Here is a 20,279-nt window from a genome sequence, read left to right as displayed (position 1 = left end):
CAGACTAATCTTCATATACCGTCATTACTACTTTCGTCCCTTTTTCCTCTTCACTATCTATATAAAAAGTACACCGATTGCCATAAAACATAGAAAGTCGTACTTTCACATTAAAAATCCCAATGCTTGTCTCATAATCATTAGAAACTTCACTATCTATTGCTTTTCTCAAATCCTGAAGTTTTTTTTCTTCTATTCCTTTACCATTGTCTTCAATAATTATATAGATTTCCCCATATTTATAATACACATCTACTTTTACCATGGCACCTTCAATCATATCACCTACACCATGAATAACGGCATTTTCTATAATTGGTTGTAATAACATGGCCGGCATACGTATATTGGGTAAAGATTCCTCTATGTTTAATATGAAATTAATTCTTGTTCCAAAACGTTTCCTCTGAATTTCCATGTAGTTTTTACAACAATTTATCTCTTCATAAAGATCTGATATTTTCCCACCTTTTTCTACACTATACCGAAGCAATTCTGAAGTAGTCACCATTAATTCACTGGTCCGTTCAGCACCTTCTATATACGCTAATTTTGAAATTATGCTTAGCGTGTTAAATAAAAAATGAGAATTTATCTGTCTTTGAAAGATACTTAGTTTTGTTTCTGCTATAATCTTACCCATTCTTAAGTTTTCATTCTCTTTTTCAATAATCCGTTTTTCTAGTTTTGATTTGTCTTTTATACTCTCTAAATGTCCTTCAATTGACGATGCCATATCATAAAATGTATCTGATAACATCTGAATTTCTTCAGGTGCATGATGAACCAATTCAACATCAAAATCACCTTTTTTTATTTTATTAGCATTATGAACCAAAATACCAATGGGTTTTATCAAGCTTTTCATTGAATTAAATATAAGTATAAAAGAAATAAATACAACAAAACTCGTTATTACCAATACTCTGATGAGCTGGTTTTGTAGGTTTTTTTTAAGTAAAGGTTCATTATTAATATTAATGTCTGTTAGTATGTAATAATTATCTCTTTGTGTTTCCATTATCAATTGCTTTAATCGTTCCAAATAATCGTAGTGCGTTTGTTTATTAACGAAATCCTTTTCATCAATAGCTACTACAACCCTTTCATCATATGTATCTAACATATTATCTAGTAAACCAAATCGAAAAGAATTCAGTGGTTTGAGTTGTTCAAGATCAGCTCGTGCTAATGCCATGAACTCATCATAAGATTCCAAATATTCTTCTTCACCTGTTTGTAAATATGCTTTAAAAGCAATATGTAATTCATTTGTATTATCATAAAACCTAACTAGTTCCTCATATTGACTAAAAGTTTTATTATAATGATTAAATAAAGAATAATGACTATTTGTACAAATAATTATAACGATAATAAAAAGTAAGATAATCATCGCCACAAACAAAATAATCCGCCGACGCAAACTCCCTAGATATCTTTTTTCTAAAGCTAATATATATTCTTTAGCTTTTACAATCCATTCAACCTTCCCTTTTCCATTCACTTAAATCACCAATTTCTTATATTGTATTCTTTATTACATTCACTCTCATAATTCAAATCTTGTATAACTGCCAGCTTTAGCATGAAACTATTATATCATATCATCTTCACTATAGATTCATCTATTCTGCTTAAAAATAATAGGCACATATAAATATGCACCTATTGTTTTATGAATAGTTTTTCACTGTATCCATGAATGCTCTAACATTAGCTTCTGGTACACCTGTTGGGAGAGCACAACCAGCACCAATAACTATACCCTTACCTTCGAAAATGTCCATAACTTTTTTTGTTTCTCTCTTAAGATCTTCTGGACTTCCAAAATAAAAGATACCTGATGGGTCTATTGGACCAAATAGCACTGCTTTATCTTTCAAAATCTTTTGAGCCTTTACTATATCTGTTTTATAATCAATCTCAACTGCCGAAAAACCAGCAGATGCCAAATCCTCAATAATCAAATCAGTATTTCCACAGACATGACAAAGATTTAGTATGTTCATATCATTAAGAATCTTAGCAATTTTCTTATGATATGGCAACGCAAATTCCCTGTACATATCTGCACTAATTAAATCTGGACCACAAGAACTATCTCCAAAGCTTGTCATATCAGCTCCAGCCTCAAACAACATTTTATGGTATTCAAGATGTACTTCCAATGCTCTATCCATTAAAGTCTTTATCTTGGGTTTCATTTCCTCATCCATTAAAGCCATCATAAATTCAGACATACCATAGGATAACATTGCTAAACTAAAAGGTCCTTGATCAGCATTCCCTCTTAAGAATAACTCACCGTCTACTTCTTTTTTTATTAAATGTACCGCTTCTGCAACGATATTAGCCCGTTCATCTTTTCTAATTTTTTTAGGGTCCATTGCTTCAATACATGCATCTATTCCTCCTTTAATGGCACCATGATTTCTAGCTGGTGCATCTTCTGGAAAGTCTGTTGGTACCCCTATCGCATGAGATTCTACACATGTGTCAATATCAACAAGAATACCGTCCAAATCATATTTCCTAGAATAGTCAATAAAAGTTCTAGCTATTTTTTCAGGAGATTTTCTAAACTCACCCATAGTATATTTTTTTTCTTCTGCAGCAGCCATAAAGTTATGAAGCATAGTTGGCGTTCTATCAGAAACACCATCTAAAAGTACATTTTTAATTCTATCATAACCTGTCATTTTATCTCCACCTTTCCAACTAATATATGGTGATTGAATATTTGTTATCCAATCACCATGATAAATTTTCTAATATGTTTCTAATTATTTAAGATCTACTTTTTCTTTTAATTTTTCCTTATACTTATCTATATTGTCATTTGTTACAAGAATTGTCCCTGCATCATTAATTACTTCATCTGGTGTTAACCCTTCTGTTATATGTTGATATAACCAGTAGGCAGATTGATAACCATAATTAAAGAATGATGTAACCACTGTACCATCGATATTACCTTCTTTTACAAGGGCAATAGTTTCATCAATATCATCAACGGCATATACCAATATATCTGATTTCTTATCAAGATTTTTAACAACATTTGAACAAGCAGGTCCTGCTTCAGCAGCTAAATTAATACAGACATTAACTTCTGGATATGCTTTTAAAGTATTTTCCCATTCAGTGATTGCCTTCATTTTATCTGATTTAGACTCACTTATATTAACAATTTCATAACCACCTGGATGATTTTTTAATAAAGCTTCAATTGCATTAATTTGATCATGTGCTATTTGATAATTAAGCGCAGCAACTTGTAATGACACATACAGCTTCGTATCTTTACCAAGTTTATTAACAATATCATTGTAAAATAGCTCTGCTTGGACATTTACATCTTTGCCAAAGAAGGCTAAACGATCAACATCTGCAATGTCAGAATCTACAACAAGCGTTGGTATGCCTGCTTTAATAGCTACATCAACAGGTCCAGCTGGCACTAATCCTTGAGTAATAATGGCATCAGCCTTTTGTGCCACTGCTGTTTCAACTAATTTCGTCATTTCTTCTGGAGATACATTTTGAGGTCCAACCCAATCTCCTTGAATACCAAGTTCTTCACAGGCTTGATCAAATCCTTCTTTAGCAATTAACCATACTGGGTGTGCTAATAATGGAGATACATAGACAAAATGTAATTGTTCCTTTTCTGTTTCCCCTTTCTTTTCCGGTGCTTCGTTTTGTGATGCACTTGTACAACCTATTAAAGAAAAAACAAGTGACATTGCAAGTAAAATTGATACAAATTTTTTCATTACAAATTCCTCCCTGTTTATATAATGTAGTCATAATATCCAATAAAAAACTCTTTGTCTTTTATTCGAATTACAACTCATTTCTTAAATATTATTTATAAAACTTTAACCTAAGGCTTTGTATTCTATGATACATCCGATGCCGCCTGTAAAATACTGACTTCATTGGCTTCTTCTTTACTCAATTCAGCTTGTACTTTACCTTTGTTGAGTACAACAAACCTATCACAAATAGCCAATAATTCTGGTATTTCAGACGATATAATAACGATACTAATCCCTTTTTTTGCAAGTTCATTAATAATCTCATAAATCTCAGCTTTAGCCCCTACATCAATACCTCTTGTAGGCTCATCTAATAACAAAACCTTTAAATCTGTCATTAACCACTTAGCCAATATTACTTTTTGTTGATTTCCACCGGATAGACTTACAATAATGTTGTTCATATTGGGTGCCTTAACTCTCAATTTATCAAAATATTGTTTGGAAATCTTTGTTTCTTTCTTTTGATCCAAAAGTAAAATCCTTTGAATTCTTTTTAAAATCGTCAATGTCATGTTGTGCTTAATGCTCATTGCTGGAATGAAACCATTTTTCTTTCGATCTTCTGTTAACAAGCCAATACCTACTTTTTTAGAATCTTGAGGGTGATGTATCTTTACTTCTTTTCCTTCAAGGTAGATACTTCCATCCGTTTTAGGTATGCTACCAAAAATTGCATTCAACGTTTCTGATCTTCCAGATCCAACTAAACCAGTTAAACCTAAAATTTCACCACGCTTCACATGAAATGACACATCTTCTATGATATTTTTCCCATAAGCAAAAGTATGAGGAACCTTTAAATTCTCTACCCTTAATACTTCTTCATCCACAATTACTTTATCCATTTTAGGGTACATTACATCTAATTGACGACCTATCATATCTTCAATTACTGTTTTACTATCGTAACCATCTGCCTTATGGTGCTCACTGATATAATATCCATCTCTCAAAATAATCATTCGATCACATAAATCAAATACTTCATCTAATTTATGTGATATGTAAAGACATGCGATTCCTTGAGCTACCAGTTCTCTTAATACTTTCATTAACTTTTGAGTTTCCCCTTCTGTTAAGACCGAAGTTGGTTCATCTAAGATGAGAATTCTTGGATTTCTTACAAGAGCCCTTGCAATACTTACTAGCTGTTGCATAGATGGACTAAGATTTCTAACTGTTACATTCACATCCATATTTACATGTAATCTAGCCAAAGTCTTTTTAGCCAATTCTCTTGCCTCAGACCAATTAACAACTCCAAATTTATTCTTTGGCATTGCCCCTAAGCATATATTCTCTGCCACAGTCAAATCTAATTCTAAGTTTAATTCTTGATAAATCATAGCAATACCACTATTTTCTGAATCCTTTGGTTTATTAAATTTGCATTCTTTTCCATCAACCTTTATGATGCCCTCTACCTCATGATGAGGATATAAACCACTTAATATTTTCATTAATGTTGATTTACCTGCTCCATTTTCACCCATCACCGCTAAGATTTCTTTTTCATACAAAGATAATGAAACATTCTTTAAGGCAACCGTTCCTAAAAAGCGTTTGGTAATATTTTCTACTGACAGAACAACTTTTTTTGTATTATTCATACCAATACCTCCCTAACTACTTTTTATGGAATTTTTTAATATTAACTTACGCTTGTATTGATCTAAAAGAACTGCCAGTATAAGAATTGTTCCAACTACAAGTTGTTGCCAATAAACTGATATTCTCATTAATGTTAATGAATTAGTTAATACCTCCATAAATAAACCACCTAGTACAGCACCAAATATTGAGCCCATTCCACCGAAAGTTGATGTTCCACCAATAATTGCTCCACATATAACCGTTAATTCATACCCTGTACCTGCTGCAGCTTCAGCAGATCCCAGTCTAGCAGCCATGAATACGCCTGCTAATGCTGCCAAAGTAGATGTTAATACATAAACTTTAAATTTTGTCATATCTGTATTAATACCTGAAATCTTAGCAGCTTCTTCATTTCCACCAACTGCGTAAACTGCACGTCCAAAACTAGTCATTTTTAGTATAACTTGAAAAATAATTGCTATTATAATGGCTAAAATTACTACAAATGGTATTCCCGCTGGTTTTATATTTGATAAGTTCGTAAATTCTTTTGGTAAAGGATATATTGGTATTCCTTTTGTCACAACAGATACAAGCCCTCTTGCGGCATATTGCATACCAAGTGTCACTATAAGCGGCGGAATTCCTGTCTTAACAATGATACCACCATTAATTGCTCCAATCATTACTCCTGTAATAACTCCAAGTAACATAGCAATCGGTACAGGCAACCCTGCTTTACAAGCTAAACCAGTAACAACGCCACCTAGTGCTAAGACGGAACCTACAGAAAGATCCAATCCACCTGTTATTAATATTAAAGTCATACCAACAATAGTAATAAGAGAAAATCCACTTGAATGTAATATATTAAAAATATTTCCAGGTGAGATAAATGTTGTATTCTTCAAGGATACAAGTAATACATAAACCACAAGTACAATTGCAATACTGCTTTCCTGTTTTTGCATCAAAGAATGAATAAGACTTTTTAGCTTCAAACCGTTGTTATTCGTTTTCATTTTCTTAATCGGTTCCATAATCCGTCTCTCCTTATATAGTTTATTTTAAATTTATTTTAGCATCCTGCCATTTCACCTTCAATAATGAAAACGTACACAATATTGCTAATGGAAACACTATTTTGTGCTTTCTAGCTTTGAAATTATACACTTTAAAGGATTTTGGTCAAATTTAAACAATCTTGTTCTTTTTAAAACCATGAATAAAAGAATTTATTAATTAAAAAGTTAAATAAAGAAAAACACCAGGTTTCCCAGATGTTTTTACGATATTTTTTATACTTTTCTATTTAAGCGATAATACAATTTTAAGAATTAAATTTTCAGATAATGGTTCAATTGTTTGAACTGAATATGACATATCATTTTGTGACCATATGACAAGATTATAAGCACCTTTATCACCTTTAAGGGTAATTGTTCCAAAATCCATTTGAATATCTTTCACCTCATTATACTCACTATAATCTCCACTTACATCTTTCAATCCTTGTCCCATTCTAAATATAACAGTATTATTTTCATTTCGGTAAATTATTTCCGCAAGCTCTTTCCAATAAGCCTTGAATTCTTTCTGCGTAAAATTAAAAGGTAAATAATTTAGTTCCAACATCTCAAAACCCACTACAGATGAAAGTTCACTTAATGATTCACAAATTTTAATATCGGGAATTTCTTGAATTGGAGGTTTTGTGGGAGAATTTATTATTTTATGAAGCATAAACGATACTGCAAATAGAATAACTAAACATGCAGCTGTAGATATAATTTTTTTATATTTTTTAAAGTGCACTGTTTTGGATGACTGAATCTCAATATCAGTTTTCCAAATATTTTTTAATATTCTTTCAGACATTTCAGGAGTTACTTCAATCTTTTCCATGATTTCATTGTACTTATTCTTCAAAATCATATGCCTCCTTTAAAATTCCTTTTAATTTTGATCTTCCTCTATATAACAGTGAACGTACTGTAGCCTCTTTTTTTTGCAATACCTCTGCAATTTGTGCTGTTGAATATCCCTCTTGATAAAACAAGTGAATAACTTCTCGATACTTCTGCGGAAGATTTCTTATAGATTCCCAAATATATGTTAAATCTTCTCTTTCCTTTTCTATAATATTCTCATCAAGCTCAGATGTTTTCCTTCTTTTGTTATAAATAATTTTATTTTTACTAATATTAATAGAAACCCTCATAAGCCACGCTTTTTCGTGTGTAGTATTCTTAAAATTCGGAGTTGTCTTTATATACTGCATTAAAGTATCCTCCAAAACATCTTCAGCGTCACACATATTATGTAAATAAGAATATGCCATTCTCAGTATAGAGTTTCCGTATATATTTAATATCTTTTCCACTTTTTTATTGATATTTGACTTGTCTTCCACATCACTTAACTGAATAACTTTTTCACATTGTTTTTTTTCATTCTCAATAAATTTTTTTAACAAATCTTCTTTAACATGAAAGAACATAGCTGAAAGGAAAGTAAAAACTGTAATAATTGGATAAGTAGTTGCCACAAATTCACCTCCTACATGTTAGTTTAGGCGATACTATAGATATAGTACCACCTTACACTCTATATAATACTTGAAATCAATTCTATTACAATAGTTTTTTCCAAACCACTCGTAGAAAGTGAATATGTCATTCCGTCTTTTGTCCATGTTGCAACATTTATTTTGCCAGAGTTTCCTTTGGTAACAACTTCCGTATCATTTATTCTTACAGTTATGTTTTCAGTGTATTTATTATAGTCTCCGCTGATATCCACAGAGCCTTGTGCAACACGATAGCAAATCTCTTTTTCACCGTTTTTGAAATTTACTTCAACACACTTATCACTAATAACAAAAATACTGTCTTGTTCAAAACCATCTGGGATATTACTTAAGGTATCCACATCAAATCCTACTGCTTTTTCCGCTTCTTCAACTGAAGAGTACTCTATAAAGGGGGTTGTGATTTCAATCCTAATAGACGATTGTTCATTATTCAGAGTTTTATTCCCTCCGAAAGCAACGGGAGATAATGATGTAGCAGCAAATAATACAATAGCAATTATTTTTTTCATAATTCATTTTCCTTTCTTTTACCAGTTTTTTAATCACTTATGTGCTGGTTATTCCACAAAAAGTAATTTAGTTGAACTTCTACCACAATATATAGCGTCAGAACGCATCAATCTGCGGTAAATATTGTAGTAGATTTTAGTTCAACTTACTTTTTGTGGTTTAACCATGTAATACACCTTATATACAACTGAGAAGAGGAAAATGTTGCAAATAATTTAGTTAATCATAAAGATTTTAATATACCATTAATCCTTAGCTCATTATCAGATTAAAAAAACATCATAGTACCTGAAGAAGTATTACGTTCTGGCTTTTTATCTATTAATATTTATGTCGAACTATGGTGGTAATTATATTTACTTAACTCTTTTTTTATCAAACTCTATATTTCATCCATTTGAAAGAGATTCCACCTCAATATACATAAACACACTCTTGACACTCATTTCAAAGCATATAACTACTATCTTCAATTTATACAACAACTACAAAATTTTAGTTATTAATCAAAATACAGTTAAAATTGCTTAACAATTTCACAAAAATATTGTAGAATGTATATGTTATGTATAAAAATATTACACTAGTAAAAACATGTAAATAAATGAAAATACTATCCACCTGAAATTATTAAGTATAATCTATTAATTGTATACAATTGTGAAAATATCTGCAAAAATAAAAAATTAGGTATTTTAACGAAAAATGAAATTTTAAGGAGAAAAATTATGATAGAAAACTTTTTTGATAAAAAAAAATCTTTAATATTAGTTGCAGATGATTCCAAATTAATGCGATTCACATTTAAGAACTTTTTAGAAAAACAAGATTATGAGATTGTTGAGGCAGAAAATGGTATGGAGGCCCTTAATTTATTTCAAAAACTAAAACCAGATATTGTTCTGATGGATTATGTAATGCCAGATATGGATGGTGTTACTGCCTGTGCTAAATTACAAAAATTACCTTATGGCAAAGATACTCCTGTAATTATGATTACTTCCCTTGAAGATGAAAATTCTGTAAACCTTGCTTTCGAGGCCGGTGCCACTGATTACATTAGCAAACCTATAAATTGGGCTGTTTTACGTCAGCGTTTAAATCGTTTATTACGTGCAAGACGTACCGAAATAACCCTTAAACAAAATGAAGCATTTGCTTCTTCTATAATCAATCATGCTGTGGACGGAATTATCACTATGGATATTAATGGAATAATTAAATATATAAATCCTGCGGCTATACAAATCTTTGGATATAAATCCAATGAGATACTAAATAAAAACATAAATATACTTATCCCAGAAATTTGTTATAAAGAGTATCTTCCTTTTGATATTAATGAAAACTCAATAAATACAAATAGAGAAATAGTTGGACATCGTAAAGATAATTCTACATTGCCTATTGATCTCACAATAAGTAAATTTTACGTAGGTGAAACATATTACTTTACCTTTATGCTTCGTGATATTACAAAGCGAAAACATTATGAGGAAATGATACGATACCAAGCATTTTATGATTCCTTGACTGATCTCCCTAACCGCCTTTTGTTAAAAGAACGTATGGAACTTGAAATTGCTCATGCTAAAAATACTGAACAAAAAATGGCCGTAATGTATCTAGATTTGGATAGATTTAAGCTTATTAATGATACTCTTGGACATGATATAGGCGATAAATTATTAAAAGAAATTGCAAATAGATTAAAAAATTGTGTACATTCAGATGATACAGTTACTCGACTAGGAGGTGATGAATTTGTAATTTTAATTTCAAGAATAATCCGTGAAGAAGATGTAGCTAAAATCGCTAATAAAATTCTTGAAGCTATTAGAGAAACGATAGTGATTAATAATCATGAACTTTATCTTACTAGTAGTATTGGTATTACAATTTATCCTGATGGTGGTAATGATTACGAATCATTAGTAACAAATGCTGACGTAGCTATGTATAGAGCTAAAGAAAAGGGTAAAAATAATTTTCAGTTTTATACACCTGCTTTGAATGACAAAGCACTTGAACGTTTAGCACTAGAAAACAGTTTGCGTCGTGCTGTAGAATATGAAGAATTTATAGTTTATTATCAACCGAAAGTAAATACTGAAAACGAAAATATTATTGGTATGGAAGCATTGATACGCTGGCAACATCCTAATTGGGGAATGGTCCCTCCACAAAAATTTATTCCTTTAGCAGAAGAATCTGGTTTAATTGTCCCGATTGGCGAATGGGTTTTGCGTACTGCTTGTGTTCAAAATAAAGCTTGGCAAAACGCTGGATTTCCACCTCTAACTGTAGCAGTTAATCTTTCAATACGACAATTTGAGTTGCAAGATTTAACAAAAATGATTTCTAATGTATTAGAAGAAACAGGCTTAGAGCCAAAATACTTAGAATTAGAAATTACAGAAAGTATAGCAATGAAAAATGTTGAATATACACTAAAGGTGATTAATGAATTAAGAGAATTAGGAGTTAAATTTGCAATAGATGATTTTGGTACTGGATATTCTTCTTTAAGTAGACTAAACAGTTTTTCCGTAAACACATTAAAAATTGATAGGTCTTTTGTATGTAAAATTGATGGAGAAAAAAATAATTCTATATTAGCTTCAACAGTCCTTGCTTTAGGTAAGAGCCTTGAATTAGGAATCGTTGCTGAAGGTGTAGAAACAGAAGAACAAGTTAAATTTTTTAAGAAGAATAAATGTGACGAAATGCAAGGTTATTATTTTGGAAAACCTATGTCGAGTCAAGATTTTGAAAAACTTTATTGTGAAAATTTACAACAAAAAGTCAATTGATTAATGACAAAATGTTTCTAAAATACCCTTTTGTTATTAAGAAAATCTTCAAATTTTTTAATCTTCTCAACATTATAAGTTTCTTTATTAATAAGCTCTATTTTAGAAAGTGTTAACCAAAGCAATTATTTTTGTATATTATATTTAAGTAAAGAAAAGTAATTCTAATACTTGGAGGAATTTATGTTCAATATGCCTAGTTTTGGTTGCTTGTATAACCAAGAACTTGAAGATGAAGAAGAAATATTAGAGGAAATGTATCCTAACATATATAGAAGGATCTATCCATGGATACATTATTATTGTTGTGATATGGAAGTTAAAATGGGAGAAGATTATATACCAAACAAAGAACAATGTGAAAAAATAGTAGAGAATATTTATGACAAAATAAAAGACAACATTGATGATATGTACGTTGGTAATTATGATGAAGAAAAAGATAATGAATATGAAAGAAAAAGTCATAAGGGGAGAAAACGTCCCTATAGTAATCTAATAAAAATATTACTTATACGTGATTTAATCGATAGAAGAAAGCGTAGGAGAAGACGCCGACGTAAAAGGAGAAGAAGATATTAAACTCTACAATAAATACCTGAATTCATGAGCTATTTCACGATTTCAGGTATTCTTAGTCAATTACTTCTGTATTCCCTAATTTACCTATCTAAATCATGTCTACCATGATAAACACTTTTTTCTTGGTCCATCCACTTCACAATGAAAAATCAGTTTTAAGTTAATTATGATTTTATTTGATAATATTTTCTAAAAAATATATAATATAGGAAGGTGCTTTAGATTTATAAATTCGTATTTATAAAAAGAAGTAGGGCAATTTTATTCTAGGAGAAGTGATTTAAAATGAAGACAAAATATTTATTTATTGTATTAATTTCCGTTTTACTTTGCATTACTGGCTGTAATAAGTCAAGTTCAAATATTAAAAATTATCTTCAAACTGGCACCAAAATCGATTCAAATGCAAAAGAGGTTATGCCCAATCTTGACGATTTACCTGAATTTCAAAATATATCTTACAAATATACTCATAAATCAATGTTTATATTTGAATCTGATTCAGTTGCTCTCATTGTGAACTATGATGATGAAACATTTAAGAGTGAAAAAGATAAATTAGCAGATAACTATATTTTTTTAGATGAAAAAGTCAATTTTGATCATAATGAGAATAATTATATTATCCCGGAATATGAATTTTCAATAAATAGTTATACTTTTAAGGTTGTGGCTGGAGATGAAAAATCTAACACACAGCTTCCTAAATCCTTTGGTATGGTTGGAACATCTGAAGATAAAAAAAGTATAGCATATTTGTATTTTTATGATGCGGATTTAGATTGTATCGGAGAAAAAGATGATAAAAACCCGATGGCTGATTTTGTTAATTATTATTTTAAATACGACTTTTAGCCTCTTTATCGGTTCTACTTCCTCCTTTCTGAAAAGCCAATTTTGGCTTTTCAGAAATATCTGCCGTTGCGATTCGCAACTTTTGAAGATCTTCGCTTATAGCTGATATTTCTTTGAACACACGTGTATTAAGATTGGCATAATGATAAACTACTGAACCATGTGAAATATCTGAAGCTATTCCTTTGAGTCCCTCAATTTCTTTTTTCATAAAATCTATTATTTGATAAGTAATAAACCTCTTCCAATGGGTATTAAGCCCGTGAACATATTTTTCACCTATTGGTGAAGGCGTTTCAATCTCATTCCAACTTGTGTAACAGCATCTTTCATTGTGTCTATGGCTTCGAAAAATTCTCAGTATAATTAACTCCAGGCATATCTAATGAAGCTTCATTAGATAGAGAATAAATTGCTTGCCCCCCAAAGAATTCAAGCCCTTCTGAAAATTCTGGTGAATCAAATGCTGATATATATGAAGGATATAAAATCGCATTTTCATAACTCTCCAGTTACCATTTGATCACCTTCTAAGCTAATAAAAAGCCAGTATCTATTCCATAAATACTGACTTTAATATTTATTAAATTTTTATACAATTGGGTAACAGTGTAGTTCTTAAAAAATATAATGCAATGAAAAATGTACCTATCTCTGTTACAGGTGCTATTAGCCATATACCTGTGTTTCCAAATAATGCTGGTAATAAAAATATATTTAACATAAGAAGCACCAAACCTTTTAAGCTTGATATAATGGCAGATTGCTTTGCATAACCAATAGAAGTAAAGTAACCTGATGTGATATCATTGTAGCCAGCAATAATAAAAGAAAAACTAAATATCTTTAAGCCATATGCTACCAAAGTAATTAATTTAGTATCGTTTGTAAATATACTCCCATAATGTGTGCTTCCAATATTCAGAACTACATAAAATGCTACTCCTAAAAATAGAACAATCCTGCTTGTATACTTACGCAATTTAACTCCAATATCATGTTTGTTTGCTCCAAAACTATAGCTTATAATTGGACTTATTCCTTGACAAAAACCTACAACAATCATGTTATAAATATAACGAGAATACCCTATAATTGTCATACCTGCAACACCAATAAGCCCCATTCTTTTCATAATAACTACATTTATAAAAAACAATGTTATTGAAGCTGATAGTTGCCCAATAAACTCTGAACTACCATTTGTTAATGTCTGTTTCAAATCTGCTTTAATGAACTCAAATTTTTTGAAAAGAAACAAAGTTTTAGAATTTATAAAGTATTTTACCATTATTAATGTTCCAACAATAACTGCAATCCCTGAAGCATATGCTGCACCCTTTATGCCTTGCTGCAAAACCATTATAAATACATAGTCTAACAAGATATTAAGTACAGTTGTTATAATAGTATTAATCATAAAAAGATTTGGTTTTCCTTCACAACGTATAAACATTCCAAAAATAATATTGAGCATCATAAAGGGATATACCCACAACATTATACTGTAATATGATTTCATTGTATCTATGGTATTACTATTTAAACCAACATGGTAAATAATTGGTTTTATAATTAGAGCAAAAAATATAGATAAAAATATAAAAGTAATTATTCCTGTTACTAATGTTTGATTAAAACCATTAATACTTTTATCAATACTCTTCTCTCCCAAGCGTCGTCCAGCTAGAGACACGCCACCCACTCCAATCATAATTCCCACTGCTAAAAAAACAAAAAGCATTGGCAACCCTAGATTAATAGCTGCTAAAGCATCTTTACCAATTACCTTTGATACAAAATATCCATCTATTATTGTCACGAAAGATGATAGTATCATAGCAATAATAGATGGTATAGAATACCTCAAAATATTTTGTAACGGTTGCTTTTCAATTAATTCTAAATTCATAAAAAAACTCCTCTACTCTAATAATTTCACTTCTCTATGAGTATATAGGAGTATTCAAATTTAAACTTCTGAATTTGTGCTCTATTTTATGGATATATATATATCTATTGAAAAATAGTTATTTTCAATATCTACAACGTTATACTTAATAAACATTTTTCGTGTTTCCAATTCTGTTTTATGAGGTGATTTAATCAACCATACTCCAAACAACCCCTGAAAAGCTTCAAATATTTTTGTATTAGGCCCCTCAAAGTTATAAACCATATAACGTCCTCCCTTAATTATCATGGTGGTACAATTTGGTTCAATATGCTTAGATGTAGTCATACAAATATCTGTAATACATCGATCTGGATCAGTTAGTATAGGGTCATCATAGGATATTTCTATAAGCCAACTCTTTTCATCAAAATACATAGAATAATTTTCACAAAATTCTTCCCAATAGTTTCTAAGATTATGGTAATTGCCTATAAATCTGTGATAAATTACTTCCATATCTTGTAGCTCTACTAATTTCATTTTATCGTTATAATAGTCATAGTCTTTATCCGTAAGGTCTGCAAAAAAACCTCTATTATTTTCTATTATCTTATTATCAGTAAAATACTTCTTTAAAACAGAAGGTGACTTTTTATAATGTTTTTTAAAAGCTGTACTATAATTAGATGAACTGTATCCATAGGTTGAACTGATTTCAGTTATAGATTTATCCCGCTCTCTTAGTATCTGAAAAGCACTTCTTTCAATCCTAAGTCTCTTAATAAATGCATAAACACTTTCTCCTACCTCTGATTTAAATAGTCTATTAAAGTAATATTTTGAAAAATGACAGTACTCAGCAATCTTTTCTACGGTCAATTCTTCTTCTAAATGTTCCTTTATATAATCAATAGCTTCAATAGTTATTTTTTTGTACAAAGCAATACACTCCCCTACAGTAAATAAAGCTATTACTAGCCACTTCATAATACATTATTAGAGAAATTTGTTCAATATATATTACTTTTTCTTTTTTTAGATAAATATAAAATCTTAATAATAATTTACATTAACAGTTAATCACAATATAGTTAAAGTCACTACATTCTGCGGTCTAGTCACTACTTTTAAATAAATAAAATGACTTCAGTCACTGAAAAGTAACTTACTGTCAAATCACACTCTCTTAACATAATGCATATTGTAATTTTATAAGACTATGAAAGGAATGAACAATATGCATAAATGCAGCAAGCCATATCCATGTCCTTATTTTTTTAACATACAAATGTATAACATGTACAATATGATGTGTTTCCAAAACTTTTTAAATCAAACTGCTCTTTTAACAGATGAAATAAATGATGATGATTTAATAGAATTAAAGGATTATGGACCTGAACCTTATGTAGTTAATATTGATGAGGCTACTAAGCAAAATAATAATTTTCGTACAGCTTTATGGACAGGTGACAATTTGCAAGTTACCTTGATGAGTATCCCTGTTGGAGAAGACATAGGTTTAGAGACTCATCCGAAAGTTGATCAATTCATACGTATTGAAGAAGGTAATGGACTTGTTAAAATAGGGGATCGTAAAAATAAGTTGGATTTCCAAGAAAAAATCTATGATGACTATGCAATCATGATACCTGCTGGTAAATGGCATAATATAATTAATACAGGTGATAAACCACTTAAATTGTACTCTATATATGCACCACCTGAGCATCCTCGTGGCACGGTTCATGAAACTAAAGAAATTGCAGAAGCAGCTGAAGAAAAATACAAATAGTAATATTGGAATCTAAATAAGCACTCTCAGCTACCCCTATATTGAAAAACGCCTTCGTATCTACCAAAGTTATGAAGGCATTTTTCGTGGAAAATTTACTGACAAGCTTGCTCATAACTTTATACTTTCTCCATAATTGTGGGATTTATATTTAGTAAATAGTGACCCATTAAATATTTTTCTAGAGATAATAATGATAAATTTAAAATATGTAACCTCCTGTAAGATATTTTACTTTTCTATAAATCTCTTTACTATTTTGAATAATTTTATTATTCAATAAACTTTATTTAAAAATCATAGTATAATTGTATTAAAGAGTCAACTAACAATTCAAACTTTATCCCTAAGAGAAATGAGGCTTTATAATGTTTAATAAAAATACTCTTCGCAATACTATAAAAAATATAAAATCTTTTTTAATTAATACCCGCTTGCTTATAAAAAATTCTTTTAGATATAAAATCATTCTCTTAGTCACATTAACTGTTATGCTGCCTTTATCACTTTTTGGCGGTTATCTCAATTATTTTGTTTATAATAATTTACTAACACAAAACTTAAGTAAAGAAATAGAGGCACCTCTTCAGCAAATTACAGATGGGGTAGTTTCAAAATATAGAATAATAGATAATTCATTTAATCTTTTTTTATCTAATCAAAAGATACGCTCAAACCTTTTAAAACTTAACAGAGAAGAGCAAATTGACTCCCTAAAATCAATAACTAGATTAGAAATTGAGTCTCAATTAAAGTATAATGTTATTCATGATTATGGTTGGAACAGTGGATTATTAAAATCTGTTTTTGTATTTGAAAAAGAAGATAACTTTTTTTATCTTCATCATGATTATCTTCCAGGTGAAGATTTTATAGCTGATCATATCAATTTCTATAATAATTTAGAAGATGAAATAACTAAAGAAACAATAATATTTCCTTCACAAAAATATAATACGATTTATTTTGTAAAAGACATTAAGCCCCTGCTCTCAAAAGAAACCATAGGTAAGCTTGTTCTTAGCATAAATGAAGATGAATTGAATAATAAATTTATAACTTCATTTAAAGAGAAAAAATATATAGCTTTGATAATAGATAAAAACAAAAATATCATTTATCATACAGATAGAAGTAAAATTGGATCACAATTCAAAGCGAATAACTCCTTTTATAAAGCAGTTAATTCAAACAGAGAATTTAAATACAATAATAAAACCTACTTTGTAGGCAGCCAAAATATTGACGATCTTGGATTAACTTCGGTTATAATGGTTCCAAAAAATAAAATTACCTCCATCGGTATTATAACTAAGTATACCTTTATAATATTTGCAACAATTCTCTTAGCTTTATCAATAAGTTTTTATGCTGCAGCCACCATAACCAAGCCCTTCAATGATTTAATTGAGCATATAAAAAAAGTTAAGAGTGAAAATTTCAAATCTAAAATGCCAAAGTATAAATACACAGAATTAAATCAAGTTAGTTTAACCTTTAATAACATGCTTGATGAGATAGAAAATTTATTCAATGAAGTCTATAAAAAACAACTCCTTTTAAAGGAATCAGAATTAAAGGCACTGCAAGCTCAAATTAATCCACATTTTATTTTTAACGTGTTAGAGACTATAAGTTGGGAAGCTAAAATGTCTGGAAATGAAAACATTACCATCATGGTGCACTCCTTAGGAGAATTATTAAGATCAAATTTTACTTTTAGTAATCGAGAAAAAATCAAAATAAAAGAAGAATTAAAATATGTGAATTTTTATCTGGATTTGCAGAATATTCGATTCGGAGATAAAATACATATCCATATTGATATTGAAAAAGATGATTTACTAGATTTATTTATACCAAAACTTTCTCTCCAAACTATAGTAGAGAATGCAGTAGTTCATGGACTAGAAAATAAGATTGGCAATGGTGATTTGAATATAAAAGTTTATTCAGAAAAGGATTTTATATACTTAATAGTTATTGATAACGGCATTGGTTTCGATGCTAAGGAATTAACCAAACATTTAATAAATAACTCTGATAATAATGAAAATGGTCGTAAACATATAGGACTTACAAATATAAATCAACGAATAAAATTGCTTTACGGAGAAGTTTATGGCATATCTGTAGAAAGTAAGATTAATGAAGGTACAACAGCAACCATAAAAATTCCAATTGATAAGGGGGATTATTAATGTATTCTATTATGATAGTTGATGATGAGCCAATAATTAGAAAAGGGATTGCAAATTTCATACAATGGGATTCAATAAATTGCAAAGTAACCTGTGAAGCTACAAATGGTTTAGAAGCAAAGGAACTAATAGAAACTAATAAACCTGATATTATAATTTCAGATATCAAGATGCCTGGAATGGATGGTATAGAATTATCAAAGTATATTCATGAAAATTTTCCTCATATTAAGGTTATTCTCCTAACAGGTTATTCAGATTTTGAATACGCCCAATCTGCCATAAGATACAATGTTGTAGACTTTGTTTTGAAACCATCTTCCAATAATAAGATTACTCAAGCTATTGAAACTGCTATAAAAATTATCTCTGAGGAGCGATTAAAATCCCAAAAATTAGAATCCATGAAAGACAAGCTTAATCAGAATTTTAGCCTTCTACAAGAGAAGTTTTTATATGATTTTATAAATGGAATTATTCAAAATCAAACTACTATCCAAAATACAATAATAGATTTAGACATAAGCTTAAAAACTTATCATGTTTTATACTTTAAATTCACAACAAATACATACAATGAACTTATTGATATTAAAGAAAATAAGAAGAATATACTTGGAGAAATCAAAAAATTTATATCCATTATATTTAAAGATTTTACTCATTATAATATTACAGTTGATTGCAACTCCATCTGTACCATAATTAATGTAGAAAAAAATATTGATGAAGATTCTACCACATTTGTTTTAAATAAAAGCAAGGAGTTACTTGATTTTTTCAGTAATTTTATGAACATATCTATTTCTCTAGGTATAAGCAATCTACACCAGAACTTAGAGCAAGTTCATTCAGCCTACAAGGAAGCAAAGGAATCTTTGTCTTTAAGATTTTATGAGGATGATAATATCTTTACCTATTCTGAGTATGCTCAAACTACATCTAATTTAGATAAAGCATTAGAGCATACTTATGTAGATAAAATTATTGATTCAATAAAATCTGGCAACTCGGATATCGCTCTCTCTACTATGTATAAATTTATTTATGAATTAAAATCATCTAAGCAACCAATAGAGTACATTAAAAATGTAGGTATTTTGATCTCCTCCCTTTCTTTTAAGCTTTTGATTAATCACTATATTAATCTATCTGAAATAGTAGAAAACTCTAGCAAAACTTATACAAACATACTAGATTGTGATTCAATAAGTGATTTAACTAATATTCTGGAGAAGGTAATCTTATCTTCTATAGATAGATTGTCTTATCTGAATTCACAGGATAATTATATAATAAAAAAAGTAACCCATTATATTGAATTGAATTATGAGCATCAAATAAAATTGAATGACCTAGCAGCATTGGCTCACGTAAACAGCAGCTATCTTAGTCGTTTAATAAAACAAGAGACTGGCTTTACCTTAACTGAAATAATTGCAAAAACACGAATAGAAAAAGCAAAAGATCTTCTATCCTTCAGTAATATGAAAACTTATGAAATCGCTATCAAAGTAGGCATTGAGGACCCAGCATATTTTTCGCAAGTGTTTAAAAAATACACTGGCTTGAGTCCTTCAGAATTCAAGAAAAATAGATAAACTACCCAG

At 29.7% G+C, this 20,279-nt stretch carries 17 protein-coding genes; 6 read left to right on the top strand and 11 right to left on the bottom strand.

Features of this window, described 5'->3' with window-relative positions; translation table 11 throughout:
- Nucleotides 1-4: 4 nt before the first annotated feature.
- The 8 genes from ACQ3F0_RS18820 to ACQ3F0_RS18785 all read right to left on the bottom strand — a co-directional run bounded on the left by ACQ3F0_RS18820 (nt 5) and on the right by ACQ3F0_RS18785 (nt 8,525).
- Nucleotides 5-1,507: a sensor histidine kinase gene (locus tag ACQ3F0_RS18820; protein ID WP_428867076.1), complete on the bottom strand. Its 1,503-nt coding sequence runs from the start codon at nt 1,505-1,507 to the stop codon at nt 5-7.
- 169 nt (nt 1,508-1,676) lie between these two features.
- The gene (locus ACQ3F0_RS18815) at nt 1,677-2,702 is read right to left on the bottom strand and encodes a uroporphyrinogen decarboxylase family protein (protein ID WP_428867074.1); all 1,026 of its coding nucleotides are present in this window, start codon (nt 2,700-2,702) and stop codon (nt 1,677-1,679) included.
- Nucleotides 2,703-2,786: 84 nt separating this feature from the next.
- Nucleotides 2,787-3,779 (bottom strand): substrate-binding domain-containing protein, encoded by a 993-nt coding sequence (locus ACQ3F0_RS18810; protein WP_428867072.1) that lies wholly within the window; start codon nt 3,777-3,779, stop codon nt 2,787-2,789.
- A 125-nt stretch (nt 3,780-3,904) separates the two neighbouring features.
- Nucleotides 3,905-5,437, bottom strand: a complete 1,533-nt coding sequence (locus ACQ3F0_RS18805; protein ID WP_428867070.1) for a sugar ABC transporter ATP-binding protein — start codon at nt 5,435-5,437, stop codon at nt 3,905-3,907.
- A 12-nt stretch (nt 5,438-5,449) separates the two neighbouring features.
- A complete protein-coding gene (locus ACQ3F0_RS18800; protein WP_428867068.1) occupies nt 5,450-6,463 on the bottom strand; it encodes an ABC transporter permease in 1,014 nt (337 codons plus the stop codon).
- Nucleotides 6,464-6,731: 268 nt separating this feature from the next.
- Nucleotides 6,732-7,352, bottom strand: a complete 621-nt coding sequence (locus tag ACQ3F0_RS18795) for a DUF4367 domain-containing protein (protein WP_428867066.1) — start codon at nt 7,350-7,352, stop codon at nt 6,732-6,734.
- A complete protein-coding gene (locus ACQ3F0_RS18790; RefSeq protein ID WP_428867064.1) occupies nt 7,342-7,971 on the bottom strand; it encodes an RNA polymerase sigma factor in 630 nt (209 codons plus the stop codon). The genes ACQ3F0_RS18795 and ACQ3F0_RS18790 overlap by 11 nt, the downstream gene beginning before the upstream one ends.
- A 59-nt stretch (nt 7,972-8,030) precedes the next feature.
- Nucleotides 8,031-8,525 carry a DUF4367 domain-containing protein gene (locus ACQ3F0_RS18785; RefSeq protein WP_428867063.1) on the bottom strand — a complete coding sequence of 165 codons (495 nt, stop codon included), beginning with the start codon at nt 8,523-8,525 and terminating at the stop codon, nt 8,031-8,033.
- A 729-nt stretch (nt 8,526-9,254) separates the two neighbouring features.
- Between ACQ3F0_RS18785 and ACQ3F0_RS18780 the strand changes: the two genes are divergently transcribed.
- The 3 genes from ACQ3F0_RS18780 (at nt 9,255) to ACQ3F0_RS18770 (ending at nt 12,776) form a co-directional block, all read left to right on the top strand.
- Entirely contained in the window at nt 9,255-11,339 is a 2,085-nt protein-coding gene (locus ACQ3F0_RS18780; RefSeq protein ID WP_428867061.1) for an EAL domain-containing protein, read from the top strand.
- Between the two features lie 183 nt (nt 11,340-11,522).
- Nucleotides 11,523-11,921, top strand: a complete 399-nt coding sequence (locus ACQ3F0_RS18775; RefSeq protein WP_428867060.1) for a hypothetical protein — start codon at nt 11,523-11,525, stop codon at nt 11,919-11,921.
- Between the two features lie 285 nt (nt 11,922-12,206).
- Nucleotides 12,207-12,776, top strand: coding sequence for a hypothetical protein (locus tag ACQ3F0_RS18770; RefSeq protein ID WP_428867059.1), 570 nt, complete (start codon nt 12,207-12,209; stop codon nt 12,774-12,776).
- On the opposite strand, the gene ACQ3F0_RS18765 is transcribed toward ACQ3F0_RS18770, so the two are convergent.
- From ACQ3F0_RS18765 to ACQ3F0_RS18755, 3 genes are all read right to left on the bottom strand, one after another.
- Nucleotides 12,760-13,131 (bottom strand): beta-galactosidase, encoded by a 372-nt coding sequence (locus ACQ3F0_RS18765; RefSeq protein ID WP_428867116.1) that lies wholly within the window; start codon nt 13,129-13,131, stop codon nt 12,760-12,762. The genes ACQ3F0_RS18770 and ACQ3F0_RS18765 overlap by 17 nt on opposite strands.
- 228 nt (nt 13,132-13,359) lie before the next feature.
- On the bottom strand, nt 13,360-14,688 hold the full coding sequence (locus ACQ3F0_RS18760) for an MATE family efflux transporter (protein ID WP_428867057.1): 1,329 nt from the start codon (nt 14,686-14,688) through the stop codon (nt 13,360-13,362).
- Between the two features lie 81 nt (nt 14,689-14,769).
- Entirely contained in the window at nt 14,770-15,612 is an 843-nt protein-coding gene (locus ACQ3F0_RS18755) for an AraC family transcriptional regulator (protein WP_428867055.1), read from the bottom strand.
- A 298-nt stretch (nt 15,613-15,910) separates the two neighbouring features.
- Here ACQ3F0_RS18755 and ACQ3F0_RS18750 point away from each other — a divergent pair, with 298 nt between their 5' ends.
- From ACQ3F0_RS18750 to ACQ3F0_RS18740, 3 genes are all read left to right on the top strand, one after another.
- Nucleotides 15,911-16,468, top strand: coding sequence for a cupin domain-containing protein (locus ACQ3F0_RS18750; protein ID WP_428867054.1), 558 nt, complete (start codon nt 15,911-15,913; stop codon nt 16,466-16,468).
- Nucleotides 16,469-16,836: 368 nt separating this feature from the next.
- Nucleotides 16,837-18,669, top strand: a complete 1,833-nt coding sequence (locus ACQ3F0_RS18745) for a sensor histidine kinase (RefSeq protein ID WP_428867053.1) — start codon at nt 16,837-16,839, stop codon at nt 18,667-18,669.
- On the top strand, nt 18,669-20,270 hold the full coding sequence (locus ACQ3F0_RS18740; protein ID WP_428867052.1) for a response regulator transcription factor: 1,602 nt from the start codon (nt 18,669-18,671) through the stop codon (nt 20,268-20,270). The genes ACQ3F0_RS18745 and ACQ3F0_RS18740 overlap by 1 nt, the downstream gene beginning before the upstream one ends.
- Nucleotides 20,271-20,279: the final 9 nt, after the last annotated feature.

The organism is Clostridium sediminicola, from assembly GCF_050402865.1.
Taxonomy (GTDB): Bacteria; Bacillota; Clostridia; order Clostridiales; family Clostridiaceae; genus Clostridium_AF; species Clostridium_AF sediminicola.
The sequence above is the reverse complement of the archived record's forward strand: the minus strand, read 5'-3'. Positions and strand labels throughout refer to the sequence as shown.

Bases quoted from the DNA above. Each gene is read 5' to 3' on its own strand.
- ACQ3F0_RS18815 (WP_428867074.1), bottom strand. From the start codon at position 2,702: ATGACAGGTTATGATAGAATTAAAAATGTACTTTTAGATGGTGTTTCT.
- ACQ3F0_RS18810 (WP_428867072.1), bottom strand. From the start codon at position 3,779: ATGAAAAAATTTGTATCAATTTTACTTGCAATGTCACTTGTTTTTTCT.
- ACQ3F0_RS18805 (WP_428867070.1), bottom strand. From the start codon at position 5,437: ATGAATAATACAAAAAAAGTTGTTCTGTCAGTAGAAAATATTACCAAA.
- ACQ3F0_RS18800 (WP_428867068.1), bottom strand. From the start codon at position 6,463: ATGGAACCGATTAAGAAAATGAAAACGAATAACAACGGTTTGAAGCTA.
- ACQ3F0_RS18785 (WP_428867063.1), bottom strand. From the start codon at position 8,525: ATGAAAAAAATAATTGCTATTGTATTATTTGCTGCTACATCATTATCT.
- ACQ3F0_RS18780 (WP_428867061.1), top strand. From the start codon at position 9,255: ATGATAGAAAACTTTTTTGATAAAAAAAAATCTTTAATATTAGTTGCA.
- ACQ3F0_RS18775 (WP_428867060.1), top strand. From the start codon at position 11,523: ATGTTCAATATGCCTAGTTTTGGTTGCTTGTATAACCAAGAACTTGAA.
- ACQ3F0_RS18770 (WP_428867059.1), top strand. From the start codon at position 12,207: ATGAAGACAAAATATTTATTTATTGTATTAATTTCCGTTTTACTTTGC.
- ACQ3F0_RS18760 (WP_428867057.1), bottom strand. From the start codon at position 14,688: ATGAATTTAGAATTAATTGAAAAGCAACCGTTACAAAATATTTTGAGG.
- ACQ3F0_RS18750 (WP_428867054.1), top strand. From the start codon at position 15,911: ATGCATAAATGCAGCAAGCCATATCCATGTCCTTATTTTTTTAACATA.
- ACQ3F0_RS18745 (WP_428867053.1), top strand. From the start codon at position 16,837: ATGTTTAATAAAAATACTCTTCGCAATACTATAAAAAATATAAAATCT.
- ACQ3F0_RS18740 (WP_428867052.1), top strand. From the start codon at position 18,669: ATGTATTCTATTATGATAGTTGATGATGAGCCAATAATTAGAAAAGGG.